Below are 14,817 nucleotides of genomic sequence, written 5' to 3'. Positions count from 1 at the left end.
GTATCTGGGGAACGTCGTCTGCCTCATCATCCCACCGTAATCCAGAACGCCGTCGTTGTCGACCCGAGTTCTCCGTCCGTGCAGAACGTGGTGCACGGTCCGAATCGGTCGTCAGTTCTCCGGCGTGGGGAGCCTCACTTCGACCGACGACCCGCGTTCGTCGCGATCCGCGATAGAGACTTCGCCGTCGAACTGCGTGACGAACCAGTGGACGGTCCACAGCCCCATCCCGCTCCCGTGTGCCAGCTGGGTCTCTTTCCCGCGTTTCAGAATCTCGCGTTCGATCCGCGGGATGCCGGGGCCGTTGTCCTCGACCGTGATTGCGACTCGCTCGCCGGAGAGTCGGCGCGACGCGACCGCAACCACGGGACAGTCCTCGTCGTTGTGGACGATGGCGTTCTGTACGAGTTCGTCGAGCGCGAGGTACAGCGAGTGTTCGCCCGCGAGTACGGTCTGTTCGCCCGGTTCGAGTCGAATCTCTACCTCGGGGTATTTCCGCTCGTAGATCTGTTTGAGGTCGGTGAACACGTCGTCGACGCGAACCGGGCGTCTGTCGGCGTCCTCCTTCACGACGCTCTCGAATCGACGAGCCTTCTCGCCGGTCGCCATGAGCCCGTCGGCGTTCTCGATGATTCGGTTCGTCTTCGACACCATCGCGTCCGCCGAGAACTTGCTCGCCGCGTCGACCAACTTGTCGAGCGTCCGCAGTTCCGTGTCGATGCCCTTGGTCGTCTCGCTGATGTTCTCCAGCGTTTCGTGTAACCGTTTGTGGTCGTCATCGCCCAGCGCCGGGATATCGACCCCGTCGAGGTCCCGACGAAGCTCCCGCGCGTAGCCGCTGACGATGTTGAGGTTGTTCCGAAGGTTGTGGCGAAGCACTCGATTCAGCACCATGAGTCGCTCTTCGCGCTCCTTTCTGTCCGAGATATCGCGCACCGCGCCGCGGACGTTCATCCGGTCGCCCGTCGGCTCGCCGCGGACTTGGACCCACCGCGTTCGCCCCGTCGCCGTTACCACTCGCATCTCGATGTCGAACGGCTCGCCGTCGGTTCGCGCGCCCTCGATAGCCCCGTCGATAATCTCGTGGTCGTCTTCGTGAAAGTGGTCTCTGAGTTCGTCGAGCGTCAGTTCCGCGTCGGGCGGGATATCCACCAGCCGTTTGGTTCCATCGGTCAGCTGTAGGTCGTCGGTCTCGTAGTCGACTTCCCACCCGCCGATATCGGCCAGTTGCTCGGTGCGTTCGAGTCGGTCTCGGCTTCGCTCCAACTCTTGTCGGTACTCGTAGGTCTCTGTGACGTCCCGGACGATCTTCGTGAAGCCCTTGAGTTCCCCGGCGTCGTCGTTCAGCGCGCGGACGGTCACGTGCGCGAGGATGCGCGACCCGTCTTTCCGGACGCGCCACCCCTTCTCCTCGTAACTCCCCTCGGATTCGGCGATTGAGAGCACCGTCTCGGGGGACGTGCCGTCGCCCTCGTCGGGGTAAAACACGGAGAGGTGGCGACCGATAATCTCGTCGCGCTCGTAGCCTTTGATCCGCTTCGCACCCTCGTTCCACGTCGCCACGAACCCGTCCGCGTCGAGGAGAAATATCGCGTATTCGGTCACCTCCTGAAAGAACTCTCGGAGAATGAGGTCGGCTTCGACGTGTTCGAACAATCCAACCGGCTCGTCTGACATTACTGTTTGTATACCTCCTAGGCGTGCATTAATCTACCCGAGACTCGGCGGGTGAACCACTCGGATGCCTGTTCGTTCACGGACGTCGAGTGCTTGTCGCCGGGAAACTGCGTCACGAACGTCGTTTCGGACCGAACGCCGGATATCCCGCGAAAGCGAGTGGATGGGATGGCCGAACTGACCCCCGCGACGGAGCTATCGCTGTCGGTCGGTGTCGGTTCGACCGTCCCCGTCGTCCAGAAGTATTTAGCCGTCGGCTCCCAGACACGCAGTCGAACTCCCTGTCAGGGTGCAACCAGCATGACCCGCCCTCCACTCCGCCTCAACCGACGCACGCTCGCCGCGTTCGTGCTTCTCGCCGTCGCGCTCTCCGCGGTCCTCTGGACGACGGGGGGCGCGATAGGTGACGCGAACCCCTCGGTCGACGCGAACGTGACCGAGCGCTACCGCGGCATCGACACGCTCACCGGAACGCAGACGGTCGAAGTTCGAGCCAACGGCACGACGACGTCCCGGACCGTCGCCGACGTGACGCTCGTCCCGGAGACCGAGCGGAAGCGCGTGGACTTCCGGAGCGCCGCGAATCGACAGTACGACCGGCAGGTCTCGAACGGGTCGACGCTCTGGCTTCACGACACAGACGGTGCTGAGGTCACCGTCATCGAACTGACGGGCCCGCCGGCCGAGTCGCGGACGGCCGAACGGCTCCAACTGCTCGTCGCGGCCGCGGGGCTGACCGACGACGCCGGTCGCCCGCAGTCCATCGGCGTGTCACCGCTCCCCGTCGTGCCGCGGCACGCCGGTGCCGCCCCGCGAGCCGACGCGAACCGCAGCTACGCCGTCGAGTTCGTCGAGACCGATACCGTCGGCGGGCGCGAGGCGTACGTCCTCGACATCGCGCCCGAGACGAATCGGAGCGAGGCGGGCTACCACCAGCGGTTGTGGCTCGACACCGAGCGGTTCTACCCGCTTCGCAAACAGACCGCGTGGACGGCCGACGGGACTCGGCGGTCGGTGACGACGACGTATACGAACGTGACGTTCGACGCGTCGCTGTCGGCCGACGCGTTCCGACCTGACATCGACGCTAACACGACCGTAGAGCGCAAGCGGACACCGAACACGGAGTGGTTCCGGAACAGAGCCGACTTGGAAGCGCGGAGTTCGATTTCTGTTCCGGAGCCGACGGTCCCGCCCGCGTACGAACTGGTCTACGCCACGCGGACCACCGGCCGCATCGAGGGGGTCGGACTCCGCTACGCCGCCGGCAGCCGCGAACTCACGGTCGCGAAGTTCAACTACACCCTCGATATCGACGCCGACGAGCGCGACGCGACGGTCGGCGGGCGGCCGGCGACGCTCGACTACGGGCCGACCACGTCGCTGTCGTGGAACTGCGACGGCTACGGCTACACCGTCCGGGGGACCGGCGTCGAGACGGACCGCCTCGTCGAAGTCGGTCGCTCCGTCGGCTGTCCGGCCTGAAATCGCGCGAGTTTCTGGGTCAGAAACTGGCCCCCTTTTTATATAATCTCACGTCGCGTCGGTCGAACTGCGATGGGCCCCGCCGAACTGATATCGGGCTGCCCTCCCGAGCAGTACCGTACTGTGCCCTCTGACAGCACTCCGGCACCCATCGCGGTCATCGCTGACGCGGCAGTCCCTCCACGGCATCGCCGTACTGCCCCGCAGTACCGTCGCAGTAATCCGAACCACCGTGCTATCCCGACAGCCCCACCGCACCCCCGTCCCGAGCCGGTCGCCGCGACCAACAGGGGTGGAAACCCGTGGGCCTATTAATCCGCCGAGCAGTCATTCGACCACCGTGAGTGAGGATCCGGCGTTGGGTGATGTTCTCGATCTCCTCAGTGACGAGTACGCCCGGGACATCCTCGCAGCAACGAGTACCAGACCAATGTCCGCACAAGAGCTTGCCGACGAGTGTGAGATGTCCAAACCGACGGTCTACCGCCGAGTGGAACGATTACAGGCGTACGGACTCCTCGACGAACAGACCGAGATTCGAACCAGTAATAACCACTACAGCGTCTACACCGCCACGCTCTCGGAGTTCGCCGTCGAATTAGACGACGGGTCGTTCGAGGCGTCCCTGACGCGCACCGGCGACGAGTCGTTCCCCGGCGAGGGGGAACCCGACACCGCCGACCGCTTCAAACGGATGTGGGAGGACCTCTGAGATGGCGACCCCGTCGGCCGTCCTCGACTGGCTCATCGTCGCGCTCGCCCTCGGGTCGACGCTCGTCGGGAGCTACGTCGGCTATCAGGCCTACCGCGGCTACCGCCGTCACGACAGCCGGACGATGCGGGCGCTCTCCGCGGGGCTGTTCCTCCTCACGGCCGTCGCGTTCGGCGTCGCCTTCGTCGGCTCGGTGCTCCTGCGTCAGGGCTACATCGGCCTCCAGTACCAGCAGCCGCTCACGCTCGTCACGCGGCTGTTCCAGTTCTGCGGCGTCCTCCTCATCGCCTACTCGTTACATTCGCGAGGGTAGTCCGTTCGCGGGCCGTCGCGGCGGTCCCACCGGGGCTACTCCCCACTCACGTTCACCTCGCACTCTCTCCTCACTCGTCGCTCATTCATCGCTCACTCGTGACTAACATCGTTCACTCGTCGTCAACCCTGAAGCGACAGGTCCGAAGCCCGCCTCACGGGTGCGCGAGCTCCCGGAGCGTGGGGACGACGCCGACCACCGTGGAGGGGCCATCGTACGCGCCGTTTCGCCCATCCAATCATATATCTGATAAAACGCTCTCGACCGGTCTCGACGGCGCGCGACTACCCGGGGAGCGATTCGTAGTCGGCGACCGTCAGCGCCTGTCCGAAGAGCATCAGCCCGATTCCGGTGATGCCAGCCGGGACCGAGAGGGAGAGCAGCAGCGAGAAACTGATCGCACAGATGCCGCCCCCGAGCGCACCCCGCTTCCGGTCGCTCCAGCGTTGGTCTCCGAACCGAAAGAGTCGCCCCCAACCGTCGCGGTGGCGGAGGACGAGTGCGGTCGTCGCCGCGTACAGCGGAGCGATTGCCACGGGAAGCAACCCCGGCGCGTCGGCGGCCGAGACGGCCACACCGGCGACAACGAGACCGACGACGAGCGAGGCGAGGTATCGAATGAAGGGACGCACGCATTCTAGATGATTAGTTGACAGTATCAATCTTGTTTTCCGGTCGCGGAGGCGCGGTTCCGACCGCCCGACGCGAGTCAGACCACCTAACTGTTCCGAGCGAAATGTCTCTGCACTAACAATGCTCACTCCCAGCGAGAGGCGGCGAGCGAAAGTGGCGGTGTTGATGGCGGTCAACGCCGTGCCCCTCGTCGGCGTGCTCGCGCTTGACTGGTCGCTCGTGGCGCTGTTGGCGGTCTACTGGGTCGAACTCGGCGCGTGCCTCGTCGGTGCCGCGGTGGAGGCGCTGTTCGCGGAGGGCAAGCCGACCTACGACGCGAACGGCTTTTCGTGGCTCGTGTTCGGTGCTCTGTCGGAAAAGCGCGGGCGAATCGGTCTCCCCGTCCTGCCGCTGTCGATTCAGGTCGCGAATCTCCCGGCCATCCTGGTGGCCCTCGCCATCGGAAGCGTGGGCTGGGCCCTCTTCGGTGCAATCGGTGTCGGCGGCGTCGGGGAGACCACGGGCACGACGATGACCGACGCCGAATCGCTCTCTGTCGGCTTGGGCGTGCTCGCCGTTATCTTCGGCCGCGCCGTCGACGTGGGTCGGTACGTCCTCAGCGGAACCTACGCGTCGGTCCCGCCGCAGCAACCGCTTCAGTCGGCGCTCGTGTCGATGGCGGGAACCGGCTCGGCGCTCCTCATCGGCGGGGGATTCGTCATCGCGGGTGCCCCGCCGCCGTTCGTGCTGGCGTTCGTCCTCGCGGTGAAACTGCTCGCCGATATCGTCGACGTCTACCGCGACCAACTGGAAGCGTACGACGAGCGCACGTCGGTCGAACTCGGACTCGCTCCCGACCTCCCCGAGTGGGAGCGAATCGAGAGCACGCGGGACGGCTCAGACCTCGTCCGACCGAGGCCGTCGGCGGTCGTCGTTGGCGGAGTCGTCCGCGGGCTTCGCTCCCCGCTTTCGGTCCTGCTGGTGGCCGGATTGACGCTGATTGGCCTGTTCAGCACCGCGACGACCGACGGGGTCGCGGTCGAACTGCTCGGGGGAGCCGTGGTGATTGCGGTGGGATTCGCCGCACTGGGCGTCTTCGACTGGTCGTTCCGGTATCTGGCGATGGAGTACCGCGTCGACGACGAGGACGGCGGGAACGGGCGACTCGTCGGCTACGACCGGCTGTTCGGGCCGCAGTGGCGACTCGCTTCCGAGCCGCGGTCCGAACTAGAGCGCGTCCGGAGCGCCACCGACCGACTGTTCGGAACCGAGACGCTTCGGCTCGAACGCGATGACCGCGTGTACCGACTGCCGCACCTCTCCTCGGACGCCGTCGATATCGCGTCGCCACGGTCGAATCACCAGCTGACGAACGGGAGGTCGGGCGCGTCGAGCGCGACGAACTCCGAGACGAACTCGTTCGCCGGCGATTCGTAGATCTCTCGGGGCGTGCCGACCTGTTCGACGCGACCCTCGTTCAGCACCGCGACGCGGTCGCACATCACCATCGCCTCCTCCTGGTCGTGGGTGACGTAGAGGCCGGTGACGTCCAACTCGGCGAGGAGCGCGCCGATTTCGGTCCGCAGGCGCGCCTTCAGTTGGGCGTCGAGCCCCGTCATCGGCTCGTCCAAGAGAAGGACGTTCGGCTCGATGGCGAGCGCGCGAGCCAGCCCGACGCGCTGTTGTTGGCCGCCGGAGAGCGTCGTCGGGTCGCGGTCGCCCATCTCGCCGATGTCGAGCATTTCGAGCAGCTCCTCGGCTCGGTTCCGTCGCTCGCGCTTCCCGACGCCCCGCATCTTCAGCCCGAACGCGACGTTCTCGGCGACCGTCATGTTGTCGAACAGGGCGTACTCCTGGAAGACCAATCCGACGTTTCGGTTCTCCGGGGGGACGTTCGTCACGTCCTCGCCGTCGAACCTGACCGCGCCGTCGGTCGGCGTCTCGAAGCCGGCGACGGTTCGAAGCGTCGTCGTCTTCCCGCACCCCGAGGGGCCGAGCACGCCCAGAATCTCGCCGTCCGAGACAGTCAGTGAAACGCCGTTCAGCGCCGTCGTGTCGTGGTAGTCCTTTCGGACCGCGTCTAGTGTCACGTCTGCCATTAGCTACCTCTGGTGTCGAATCCGCGGCGACCGACCCGCTGTAGGAAGAGGGTGACCGCGACGATGATGAAAAAGAACATCGACACGGCGGCCGCCGCCTTGGTGAACGAACTGTTCGAGATGTGTCGCTGCAAGAAGAGCGCCAGCGGCTGGGTGCCTTTCGCCCAGACGATGTACGAGAAGTTGAACTCCGCGGCCGCGAGCGCCCAACAGATGATGGCTCCCGAGACGATGCCCGAGCGGGCGTTCGGCACGATGACCGTCAGGAACGTCCGCGGCCACGACGCCCCCAGCGAGCGGGCCGATTCCTCCAGTTGTCGCAGCGGCATCGACTCGAACTCGCTTTGGGCGGCCATCACCATGAACGGCGCTTTCAAAAGCGAGTAACCGACGATGAGCCCGAAGCTCGTCGCCGAGAGGTCCGGGTAGGCCCGGAGGAACGCGACGCCCAAGATGACGCCCGGAACGAGCGGGAGCACCGAGACGGCGTTGACCCACTCTTTCCCCGGGAACTCGTAGCGAGAGACTGCGTACGCGATGGGCACGCCGACGACGAGGTTGATGAGAACGCCGCCGAGCGCCAATCCGATGCTGAACGCCAGCTCCGCCGGGACCAACACCGAAAGCGTCTCGCCGCCGAGCGGGAGGCTGAACAGGGGGTCCCATCCCATACTGCGCTGTGAGCCAATCGTATCCGCGAGCCCCAGCACCGCCCGCCAGTTCTCGAAGGTGACGAACCCGGAAGGGAGGACGCCGGTCCAACTCGCGGCGAACGAGGCGACGATCGTGAGTACGATGGGCGCGATGAGGAACGCGACCGTCGAAAACAGGGCCAGCGTCACGGCCGACCGTCCGAACCGACGCGAGAGGGACGGCGTCATATCCCGACCTCCGCGCTGGTGTACCGAAGCCCGAGGACGGTGAACAGGAACGTGAACGCGAAGTAGACGGTCGCCATCGCGCCGGCGACCTGCACGTCGTAGCCGACGCCGAGTTCCCGCGAGAGTTGGAGCGTCCAGACGACGAGCGTCTGGATGACGACGAGCGTCCCGAAAATCGCCAGTCCCGTCCGGAACGTGAGAATCAGCGCCCCGGTGATGCCCGGTCGAATCTGCGGGAGGGTGACGTACCGGAACGTCTCGAACGGCGTCGCGCCGAGGGCTTGCGCGGCCTCCTCGGCGGCCGAGTCGACCTCGGCGTACGTCCCGCGGAGGATGAGCGTCGCGCGCGGCACCATCGAGTACACGAAGGCGACGAACAGCCCCGGGACGCTGACCGCAAAGGCGAGGTCGGTGGGCCGACTCCCGGTGAGGGCGGCCGCGAGCGCCGTGACGACGCCGTTGTTCCCGAACAGCACCAGAATCATGAACGCGGCGACGATGCCGGGGAGGCTGATGGGAAACGAGACGAGCGTGACGAGGAGGTCCTCGCCGGGCAGGTCGTACTTTTCGAGGGCGTGCGCGATGGGGACGGCGAGCCCGACCGAGACGAGCGTCGTTCCCGTGGTCAGCCACAGGGAGTTGAACGCCACCCGGCGGTAGTAGGGGTCGCCGAACAGCGTCGCGTAGGCGTCGAGCGAGAACCCGACCGACCGGTACTGGGCCGTCGAGACGCTGATGCGAACGACTTCCGAGAGGGGGTACAGCCCCGCGACGAGCAACAGCACCGAAAACGGCGCGCACAGCGCGACGATGCGGCGGTACTCGCGCTCTCGTTCGGTGACGGGGTTCGCGACGCTCTCGACGCGCCGACCACCCGCGCCGCGAGCGCCCGGAGCGTCGAGAGCGGACTGTTCCCGGCGTGTCGGTCGGACATCCTCAGATGTTCGCGCCGCGCGTTATCTCTCGGATGATGCCCTCCTGTTTCTCGACCAACTGACCGTAGTCGACTTGAAATTCGGTCCGGTCGTACTCGCTCGGGTCGATGAACTCGTCGGGAAGCTCCAGCTCCGAGGAGCGAATCGGCCTGACGTAGGCGTCGAGGAACTGCTGTTGGCCCTCCAGCGAGAGGACGTAGTCCATGAACAGCTTCCCCGCCGCCGGGTTCGGCGCGCCCTCCAAGAGCGCGTAGCCGTACGGCATGTTGAGCGCGCCCTTATCGCCGTTCTCGCCGCCCAAGAGCGCGACGCCGACGTTCTCTTCTGCGACCTCGTCGTTGTTGTACTTGAGGTCGAGCCCGGAGTAGTCGTACCGGATGAACGTCGCGTACTCGCCGCGGGAGAACTGCGCGAGGAAGTTGTCGGTGAACTCAGCGCCGCCCTCCTGAATCCGCTCGTAGTAGTCGATGACGGGCTGGAGGTCGTCCATGCTGCCGCCGCGGGCGTTGTTGACCGACAGCGCCGCCGCGAGCCCGACCGCCGCCTGCGGGGTCTGGAGCGCGAGGTCCTGCATGATTTCGGGCTGGAGCAGGTCCTCCCACGTGGTCGGCTCGTCGAGGCCGCGTTCCTCGTAGATGTCCTTCCGGTAGGTCACGGCCGTCGTCACCCGGCGGGTCGCCGTGACGTGGCCGTCGTCGGTCTTGAGCGAGTCAGGAACCTTGTCCCACCCCTGTGGCTTGTACGCCTGCGTGAAGCCCTCGTTCCGGGCGACGATGCCGTAGGTGTAGCCGCCGTTGTACCCGGAGTGCGTCATGTTGTTCGAGTGCGAGCGCATGTGCTGGAGCGCCTCGCCCGACGAGCGGTCGTCGTCGTGGACGGCCACGCCGTAGGAATCCTCGAACGACTGCATCAGCGACGGCCAGTTCATCCACCCGGACTGCACGCAGTAGAAGTACAGCATATCGGGGAACGCGGTGGCCTCGATGTTCGTCTGGAAGTCCTGATACCCGACCTCGTACGTCTCCGCGTCGCCGCCACCGGAACCCGTCGCGTCGGCGTCACTCTCGGAACTGCTCGTCGTCAGACAGCCGGCGAGACCCGCCACCGCAGCGGCAGAACCCCCGATGAAACTTCGCCTCGTTGATACCATCACTCGGGCAACACGACCGACCCCTAAAGGGGATTGCTATGAGCCTAACGTAGCCGTTTCGACGGTTGGGACACCCACATACCGCTACAAAGGGGACAATAGGGCGCGGCGGCGCGCTAGCTCTTGAACGCGCCCGCAACGAGGAGCGGGAAGACGAGCGTCGCCTCGGCTTCGATCTGCGTGTAGTTCGTGTCGTGGTCCTTGATTTTCCCCCACGACACGGCTTCGTTCGGGGGCGCGCCGGACAGCGAGCCGTCGCCCTCCATCCCCGTCGAGATGTAGACGACGTAGTCCGCGCCGCCGCGGAAGAGGTTCGTCATGATTGCGTGGTGTTTGGGGACGCCGCCGCCGACGGCGATAAGACCGGTTTCGTCCGCGAGGAGGCCGTTTTGGATGAGCGAGTCGTAGTCGTCGAGAATCTCGATGCCGACGTCCTTGTCGTAGCCCTGTCGGTAGTAGTAGAGGAAGTTACCCACCTCGGCGTCGGTGAGCGCCGGGCAGTAGACCGGCACGTCGTTGTCGGCCGCCTGCTTCAACACCGAATGTTCGTCGTCGAGCGTCTCGCCCAGCTCGCGGGCGAACGCCGTCGGCGTCCGCACCTTCTCCTCCGCGAAGAAGTCCTCGAAGAAGTCGTAGAGGTACTCTTCGAGCCAGACGTACCGGTCGGAGGGGACGTAGATATTCCCGAGGCGGTTGATGCCGCGCTCGCGGAGCGCGCCTTCGTCGGCGTCCCACGAGCCCATCTTGAACGGCTTGGCGGTCTTGATGACGTCCTCGGTCAGCGAGCCGGAGGTGGTGATGAGCACGTCGACGAACCCCTCGCGGACGAGGTAGGCGACGGCCTCGCGCAGGCCCGACGAGACGATGTTCGAGGTGAACGTCAGATAGACGGTCGCGTCCGCCTCCTGCATCTCCTCGGCGATGTCGATGGCCTCGGCGAGCTGCGTCGCCTGAAAGCCGGTCGTCGCGTACGCGTCGAGGAACTCGTCGAAGTCGAACGGGCCGTCGAAGTCGTAGCCCCGAACGTCGGCCGAATTGATGGCCTCGTCGCTTCCGGGGACGACGTGGTCGTGAGTGTCGTCTTCGGTCATCGGGTACGGCTCGCACCGGCGCGCTTGAATCAGTTCCGTTCGGTCCCGAAAACAGCCGGACAGCGTGGGGCTCGACACCGATTCACTCGGTGACGGTCACCGGCTCGGAGACGGGTCGACGCCGTCGGACTCCGGTCGCGTGTACCACCACGCCCACGCGACGAGCACGCCCTGAAGCGGCAGTCGGAGCCACAGGGCGGCGTCGGAGGGCTCCCGAAGCGCCGACGGAACGCCTTCGAGGGCGATATCGCTCGTCGCCATGTAGACGTTCGCGGGGAAGACCGCGACCAGCAGCGCGATGAGCCCCCACGCGGCGATGCGTTGGGTGCGGCGGAAGACGACGCCGACGCCGAGAGCGATTTCGGCGACGCCCGAGACGTAGACGAGCGCGAGCGCCGCCGGGAAGACCGGCGGGACGACCTGCGCGTACGCGTCGGGTACGACGAAGTGCATCACGCCGGCGAGGACGTAGAGCGCACCCATCGCGTACCGGAGCGGCGTCTTGAGTCGAGTGAGTCGTTCGGCGGCGAAGGCCATCTCGACTCGACGTTGGACCGGCGGTCAAAGACGCTGTCGGCGTCGGTTTCGGCGAAGCGGCGGTCGGTACTGAACCGGGAGCCGAGACCGCGTATTCGAAAATCAATAGTCGTACAGTACTGATGTAGAAATTCCATCATATCCGTCACCGAATCTGAGGACTCCCGCTGTGCGATTGCGGTTCCACTCGGGCGTGCTCCCCGGGCGACCGCGACGGGCGCGAAACTTCGCAGTCGGGCTCGTTCCATTCGTCGCAACCGCTCTTTTCGGCGTCTCCAGGCGTTCGAAGGAGCGTACCCGTCACACCCGTCCCAGAGAACCGTGCTCCCGAGTGCGAGCAATCCGCCGACGCCGCTCGCACCTGAAAACGTGTTCTCATGCCAGAGCTACTCCGTTTTCCGGGGATATGCCGAACGAGTCGAACTCGTAGTCGTGGTTCGAGAACGCGGTCAAGACGGCTCGATTTCCTCGCGACCGACGGCGCGTTCGGCACCTGATTTCGAGATGGAACTGGTGAGTTAGCTATGTAATTCTCCAGTTTTATTTTAGTATCTCTCTCTGACTATTTCTCCATCGAAGGCGATAGTCGAGAGCCCGCCAGCGGGCGAAGCGAACTACGGATAGTACGCCCCGATATATATCGCTACTAGCAATCGACTTGTAGGTGTTGTCGAGACCGTGGGCCATGTCCGCAGATGGACGACAGACAGCGGCGTTCGCAGAGACGTTGATAGAGGGCTGTGAGAACATCCCGCCGGAGCCGACACCGGGCGACTACGTGGTAGTGGACGTGACTCACTTCTCGGCGACCGTGGCGGAACTGCTCGCGCTCGGCGCGGAGTACGTTCACGTGACCGACGAGCGCGGCGACGAACCGGCGTATCGGGAGGACCACCCCGAGTGCCTCATCGGCGGCGGCAAGACCGACGACTACGAACCGAACCCCGGCTACGACTTCTTCAACTCGCCGAGCTACGTCCAGCGACTGGACCTCGACGGGCGGCCGACCGCGATGACCTCCACGAACGGCGGGCGGGCAGTCTCGACGCTCCGCGAGCGCGGCGGGTCCGACGTCGAGGTGTTCGTCGGCGGCTACACGAACGCCGCGGCGGTCGCGGACCTGCTCGACGACCGCGGGCGGCCGGTCACCATCGTCGCCAGCGGGTCGAGCGGCCAGCCGACGCCCGACGACACGCTCGGCGCGGCGCTCATCGACGACTACCTCCACGGCGACGGTCTCACCGACCGCGAGCGCGAGCGCTACGCGCGCCTCCTCGTGACCGCGAAGGGACCGCGATACGAGGAGAAACACGAGATTCGGCGGCGCGACCTCCACGAGTTCGAGACGGCAATCGACTCCCGGTCGGTCGTGCCCGTCCTCCGTGGCGACCGCCTCGTCCCCGCGAGCCGGGTCGATGTCTGAGGCGACGCCCGTCCAGCGACCGCGGTTCGGCGCGTCGATGGACATCCGCTACGCCGACGAGGTCGCCTCGTTCGCCGAGTTCCTCCGCGGATTCGACCTGAACCACGTCGAACTCCGCGCGGGCTATCTGGACGTTCGGGCGAACGAGCGAGACGCCGAGCGCCTGCGGGCGGTCGCCGAGGAGTTCGACGTGACGTACACGGTCCACGGCCCACACCTCGATGTCGCGCCCGGGAACGTCAACGAGCGACTTCGAGAGGCCACGGTCGCGGCGACCAAAGAGGCAATCGAACTCGCCGCGGCAATCGACGCCGGCGGCGTCATCGTCCACGGGGGGTCGGTTCGGACCCGCTATCCCGACCACGTCCGCGAGCACACCCGCGAGCAGGCGGTCCAGACGCTCCGCGAGTGCGCCGAGTTCGCCGCCGAGGCGGGCGTTCCGGTCTGCCTCGAAAACCAGCGCGACAAACGGGAGACGCGTCGGCACACGGCGACTCCCGACCGACTCGCCGCGTTCCTCGACGACGTCGGCGTCGGCGACGAGTTCCTGAAGCTGACGCTCGACGTGGGCCACGCGAAGGCGACGGGCGTCGACTACCGGCGGTTCGTCGAGCGGTTCGGCGACCGCATTCGGGTCGCGCACCTCCACGACAACGACGGCACCGAAGACGCACACGAACCGCTTCCGTCGTTCCGGTCGGTCGCCGCGGACATCGACGCCCCGTACAACGTCTTGGAGATGAAGTCCCGCGCGGACGTCGAACGCTGCGTGGGCGCGAGCGACGCCTGACGGTCGGCGTCGACGTCGGCGTCGCCGTCGCTCGGTTTTTTCGAGACCGGCAGTCACGCTCAGTAGCGTCCGAATCGGTCCGCGAGCGCCGCGACCGGGTAGTATCCGGAGCGGAACATACCACCGCGATTTCTATGTACGTCCACCGATCGATACGCAGAGTATAGTTCGATATACAGTCGTACGCTATACTCATACCAACGATTAAACAGGTTGCTTAACCACCACCACCCGGATGGTGACAACGTCCAACAACTCGGGTAGTGCGTTCAGTTTCGACCATCGGGACATGATGGCGTTCATCCTCGTCATGTCGCTACACGGTCTGCAGAGTATGATTACGGAACTCCTTCCGGAGTTCTCGATAGGCGGGTTAGGCGTCTCTATCGGACCGTTCTGGTTCGTTGCGATGTCGGTCGTCCTTCTGTTCCGCTCGTTTTGGGCCTGTCTCGCGATTCCGGTCGGCGGCATCGTCTTCGGAGAGATTCTCATCGGCGACTTCAGCGCCCTCGGGGCGGTCGAGGGGCTCATCGTCGTCACGCTGTCGTGGTTCTTCGTGATGTCGCTCATCACGGACCCGAAAGACGTCAAACAAATCGCGGCGCTGGGCTTCCTCGCGAAGGCGATGGAGGAGACCGCGGCGTGGTTCATCGACGTCGGGAAGTTCTACGTCGGCGTCGAAGAGCTCGAAGCGATTTCGTGGCTCCCCGAGACCGTGTGGGCCACCGAGGGAATCGGTGCCCTGCTGCAGATTATCATCGCCGGCGTCGTCTTCGGGGCGATTCCGACGCTGTTCCTCTACCCGCGACTCCGCGGGAAAATCGAGCCGCTGCTCGGAATGAGTCCCGTCGAGGGCCGCGACGGTCCGATGTTCACGCGGACGTCTCTGAAGCGACTCATCGCGTGGGTGGCGCTGATTCCCGTCGCGTTCGCGTTCGAGACGCTGAGCGAGACCAGCGGCGGGCTCATCACGTTCACGCCGGAGTTCGTCGAAACGTACGGCCAAGCGTTCCTGTTCGTGCCCATCGTCATCGCGGCGGTCGTCTCGTTCGGGCTCGTCGCCTACCGCCAGCGCAAGGTCGACGGCCTACAGGACTGAACCCCATCGCTTT

General features: G+C 65.5%; 14 protein-coding genes and 1 pseudogene. 7 read left to right on the top strand and 8 right to left on the bottom strand.

The annotated features are described in order from the left end of the window. Positions 1–111: 111 nt before the first annotated feature. A complete protein-coding gene (locus tag BN996_RS14795; RefSeq protein WP_089780342.1) occupies positions 112–1,677 on the bottom strand; it encodes a PAS domain-containing sensor histidine kinase in 1,566 nt (521 codons plus the stop codon). Positions 1,678–1,977: 300 nt separating this feature from the next. On the opposite strand from BN996_RS14795, the gene BN996_RS14790 reads away from it, so the two are divergent. From BN996_RS14790 to BN996_RS14780, 3 genes are all read left to right on the top strand, one after another. After that, positions 1,978–3,162, top strand: coding sequence for a LolA family protein (locus BN996_RS14790; protein ID WP_089780538.1), 1,185 nt, complete (start codon positions 1,978–1,980; stop codon positions 3,160–3,162). Positions 3,163–3,502: 340 nt separating this feature from the next. Continuing rightward, on the top strand, positions 3,503–3,874 hold the full coding sequence (locus BN996_RS14785) for an ArsR/SmtB family transcription factor (protein WP_089780340.1): 372 nt from the start codon (positions 3,503–3,505) through the stop codon (positions 3,872–3,874). 1 nt (position 3,875) lies between these two features. After that, the gene (locus BN996_RS14780; RefSeq protein WP_089780339.1) at positions 3,876–4,187 is read left to right on the top strand and encodes a DUF7521 family protein; all 312 of its coding nucleotides are present in this window, start codon (positions 3,876–3,878) and stop codon (positions 4,185–4,187) included. A gap of 284 nt (positions 4,188–4,471) precedes the next feature. Here BN996_RS14780 and BN996_RS14775 read toward each other — a convergent pair whose 3' ends face one another. Further along, a complete protein-coding gene (locus tag BN996_RS14775; protein WP_089780337.1) occupies positions 4,472–4,819 on the bottom strand; it encodes a DUF8153 family protein in 348 nt (115 codons plus the stop codon). A gap of 121 nt (positions 4,820–4,940) precedes the next feature. Between BN996_RS14775 and BN996_RS14770 the strand changes: the two genes are divergently transcribed. Further along, a complete protein-coding gene (locus tag BN996_RS14770; protein ID WP_226908761.1) occupies positions 4,941–6,236 on the top strand; it encodes a DUF6498-containing protein in 1,296 nt (431 codons plus the stop codon). On the opposite strand, the gene BN996_RS14765 is transcribed toward BN996_RS14770, so the two are convergent. From BN996_RS14765 to BN996_RS14740, 6 genes and pseudogenes are all read right to left on the bottom strand, one after another. Beyond that, positions 6,158–6,898: an ABC transporter ATP-binding protein gene (locus BN996_RS14765; protein ID WP_089780333.1), complete on the bottom strand. Its 741-nt coding sequence runs from the start codon at positions 6,896–6,898 to the stop codon at positions 6,158–6,160. The genes BN996_RS14770 and BN996_RS14765 overlap by 79 nt on opposite strands. Next, complete coding sequence (locus tag BN996_RS14760) at positions 6,898–7,779, bottom strand: ABC transporter permease (protein WP_089780331.1); 882 nt, start codon at positions 7,777–7,779, stop codon at positions 6,898–6,900. Before BN996_RS14760 ends, BN996_RS14765 begins: the two co-directional genes overlap by 1 nt. Next, positions 7,776–8,713: pseudogene (locus BN996_RS14755) on the bottom strand (ABC transporter permease). The gene BN996_RS14760 and the pseudogene BN996_RS14755 overlap by 4 nt, the downstream one beginning before the upstream one ends. A gap of 2 nt (positions 8,714–8,715) precedes the next feature. Then, positions 8,716–9,819: an extracellular solute-binding protein gene (locus tag BN996_RS14750; protein ID WP_089780329.1), complete on the bottom strand. Its 1,104-nt coding sequence runs from the start codon at positions 9,817–9,819 to the stop codon at positions 8,716–8,718. 161 nt (positions 9,820–9,980) lie between these two features. Then, entirely contained in the window at positions 9,981–10,955 is a 975-nt protein-coding gene (locus BN996_RS14745; RefSeq protein ID WP_089780327.1) for a deoxyhypusine synthase, read from the bottom strand. Between the two features lie 96 nt (positions 10,956–11,051). Beyond that, positions 11,052–11,492 carry a DoxX family protein gene (locus BN996_RS14740; protein ID WP_089780325.1) on the bottom strand — a complete coding sequence of 147 codons (441 nt, stop codon included), beginning with the start codon at positions 11,490–11,492 and terminating at the stop codon, positions 11,052–11,054. Positions 11,493–12,177: 685 nt separating this feature from the next. On the opposite strand from BN996_RS14740, the gene BN996_RS14735 reads away from it, so the two are divergent. The 3 genes from BN996_RS14735 (at position 12,178) to BN996_RS14725 (ending at position 14,804) form a co-directional block, all read left to right on the top strand. Beyond that, a complete protein-coding gene (locus BN996_RS14735; RefSeq protein WP_089780323.1) occupies positions 12,178–12,915 on the top strand; it encodes a 2-phosphosulfolactate phosphatase in 738 nt (245 codons plus the stop codon). Next, entirely contained in the window at positions 12,908–13,705 is a 798-nt protein-coding gene (locus tag BN996_RS14730; protein ID WP_089780536.1) for a sugar phosphate isomerase/epimerase family protein, read from the top strand. Before BN996_RS14735 ends, BN996_RS14730 begins: the two co-directional genes overlap by 8 nt. A gap of 235 nt (positions 13,706–13,940) precedes the next feature. Further along, positions 13,941–14,804, top strand: coding sequence for a DUF8171 family membrane protein (locus BN996_RS14725; RefSeq protein WP_226908759.1), 864 nt, complete (start codon positions 13,941–13,943; stop codon positions 14,802–14,804). The last annotated feature ends 13 nt before the right edge of the window (positions 14,805–14,817 follow it).

It is taken from the genome of Haloferax massiliensis, assembly GCF_001368915.1.
GTDB lineage: Archaea > Halobacteriota > Halobacteria > Halobacteriales > Haloferacaceae > Haloferax > Haloferax massiliensis.
This window is presented reverse-complemented; position numbering and strand designations above follow the sequence as displayed.

Bases quoted from the DNA above. Each gene is read 5' to 3' on its own strand.
- BN996_RS14795 (WP_089780342.1), bottom strand. From the start codon at position 1,677: ATGTCAGACGAGCCGGTTGGATTGTTCGAACACGTCGAAGCCGACCTC.
- BN996_RS14790 (WP_089780538.1), top strand. From the start codon at position 1,978: ATGACCCGCCCTCCACTCCGCCTCAACCGACGCACGCTCGCCGCGTTC.
- BN996_RS14780 (WP_089780339.1), top strand. From the start codon at position 3,876: ATGGCGACCCCGTCGGCCGTCCTCGACTGGCTCATCGTCGCGCTCGCC.
- BN996_RS14770 (WP_226908761.1), top strand. From the start codon at position 4,941: ATGCTCACTCCCAGCGAGAGGCGGCGAGCGAAAGTGGCGGTGTTGATG.
- BN996_RS14765 (WP_089780333.1), bottom strand. From the start codon at position 6,898: ATGGCAGACGTGACACTAGACGCGGTCCGAAAGGACTACCACGACACG.
- BN996_RS14760 (WP_089780331.1), bottom strand. From the start codon at position 7,779: ATGACGCCGTCCCTCTCGCGTCGGTTCGGACGGTCGGCCGTGACGCTG.
- BN996_RS14745 (WP_089780327.1), bottom strand. From the start codon at position 10,955: ATGACCGAAGACGACACTCACGACCACGTCGTCCCCGGAAGCGACGAG.
- BN996_RS14740 (WP_089780325.1), bottom strand. From the start codon at position 11,492: ATGGCCTTCGCCGCCGAACGACTCACTCGACTCAAGACGCCGCTCCGG.
- BN996_RS14735 (WP_089780323.1), top strand. From the start codon at position 12,178: ATGTCCGCAGATGGACGACAGACAGCGGCGTTCGCAGAGACGTTGATA.
- BN996_RS14730 (WP_089780536.1), top strand. From the start codon at position 12,908: ATGTCTGAGGCGACGCCCGTCCAGCGACCGCGGTTCGGCGCGTCGATG.
- BN996_RS14725 (WP_226908759.1), top strand. From the start codon at position 13,941: ATGGTGACAACGTCCAACAACTCGGGTAGTGCGTTCAGTTTCGACCAT.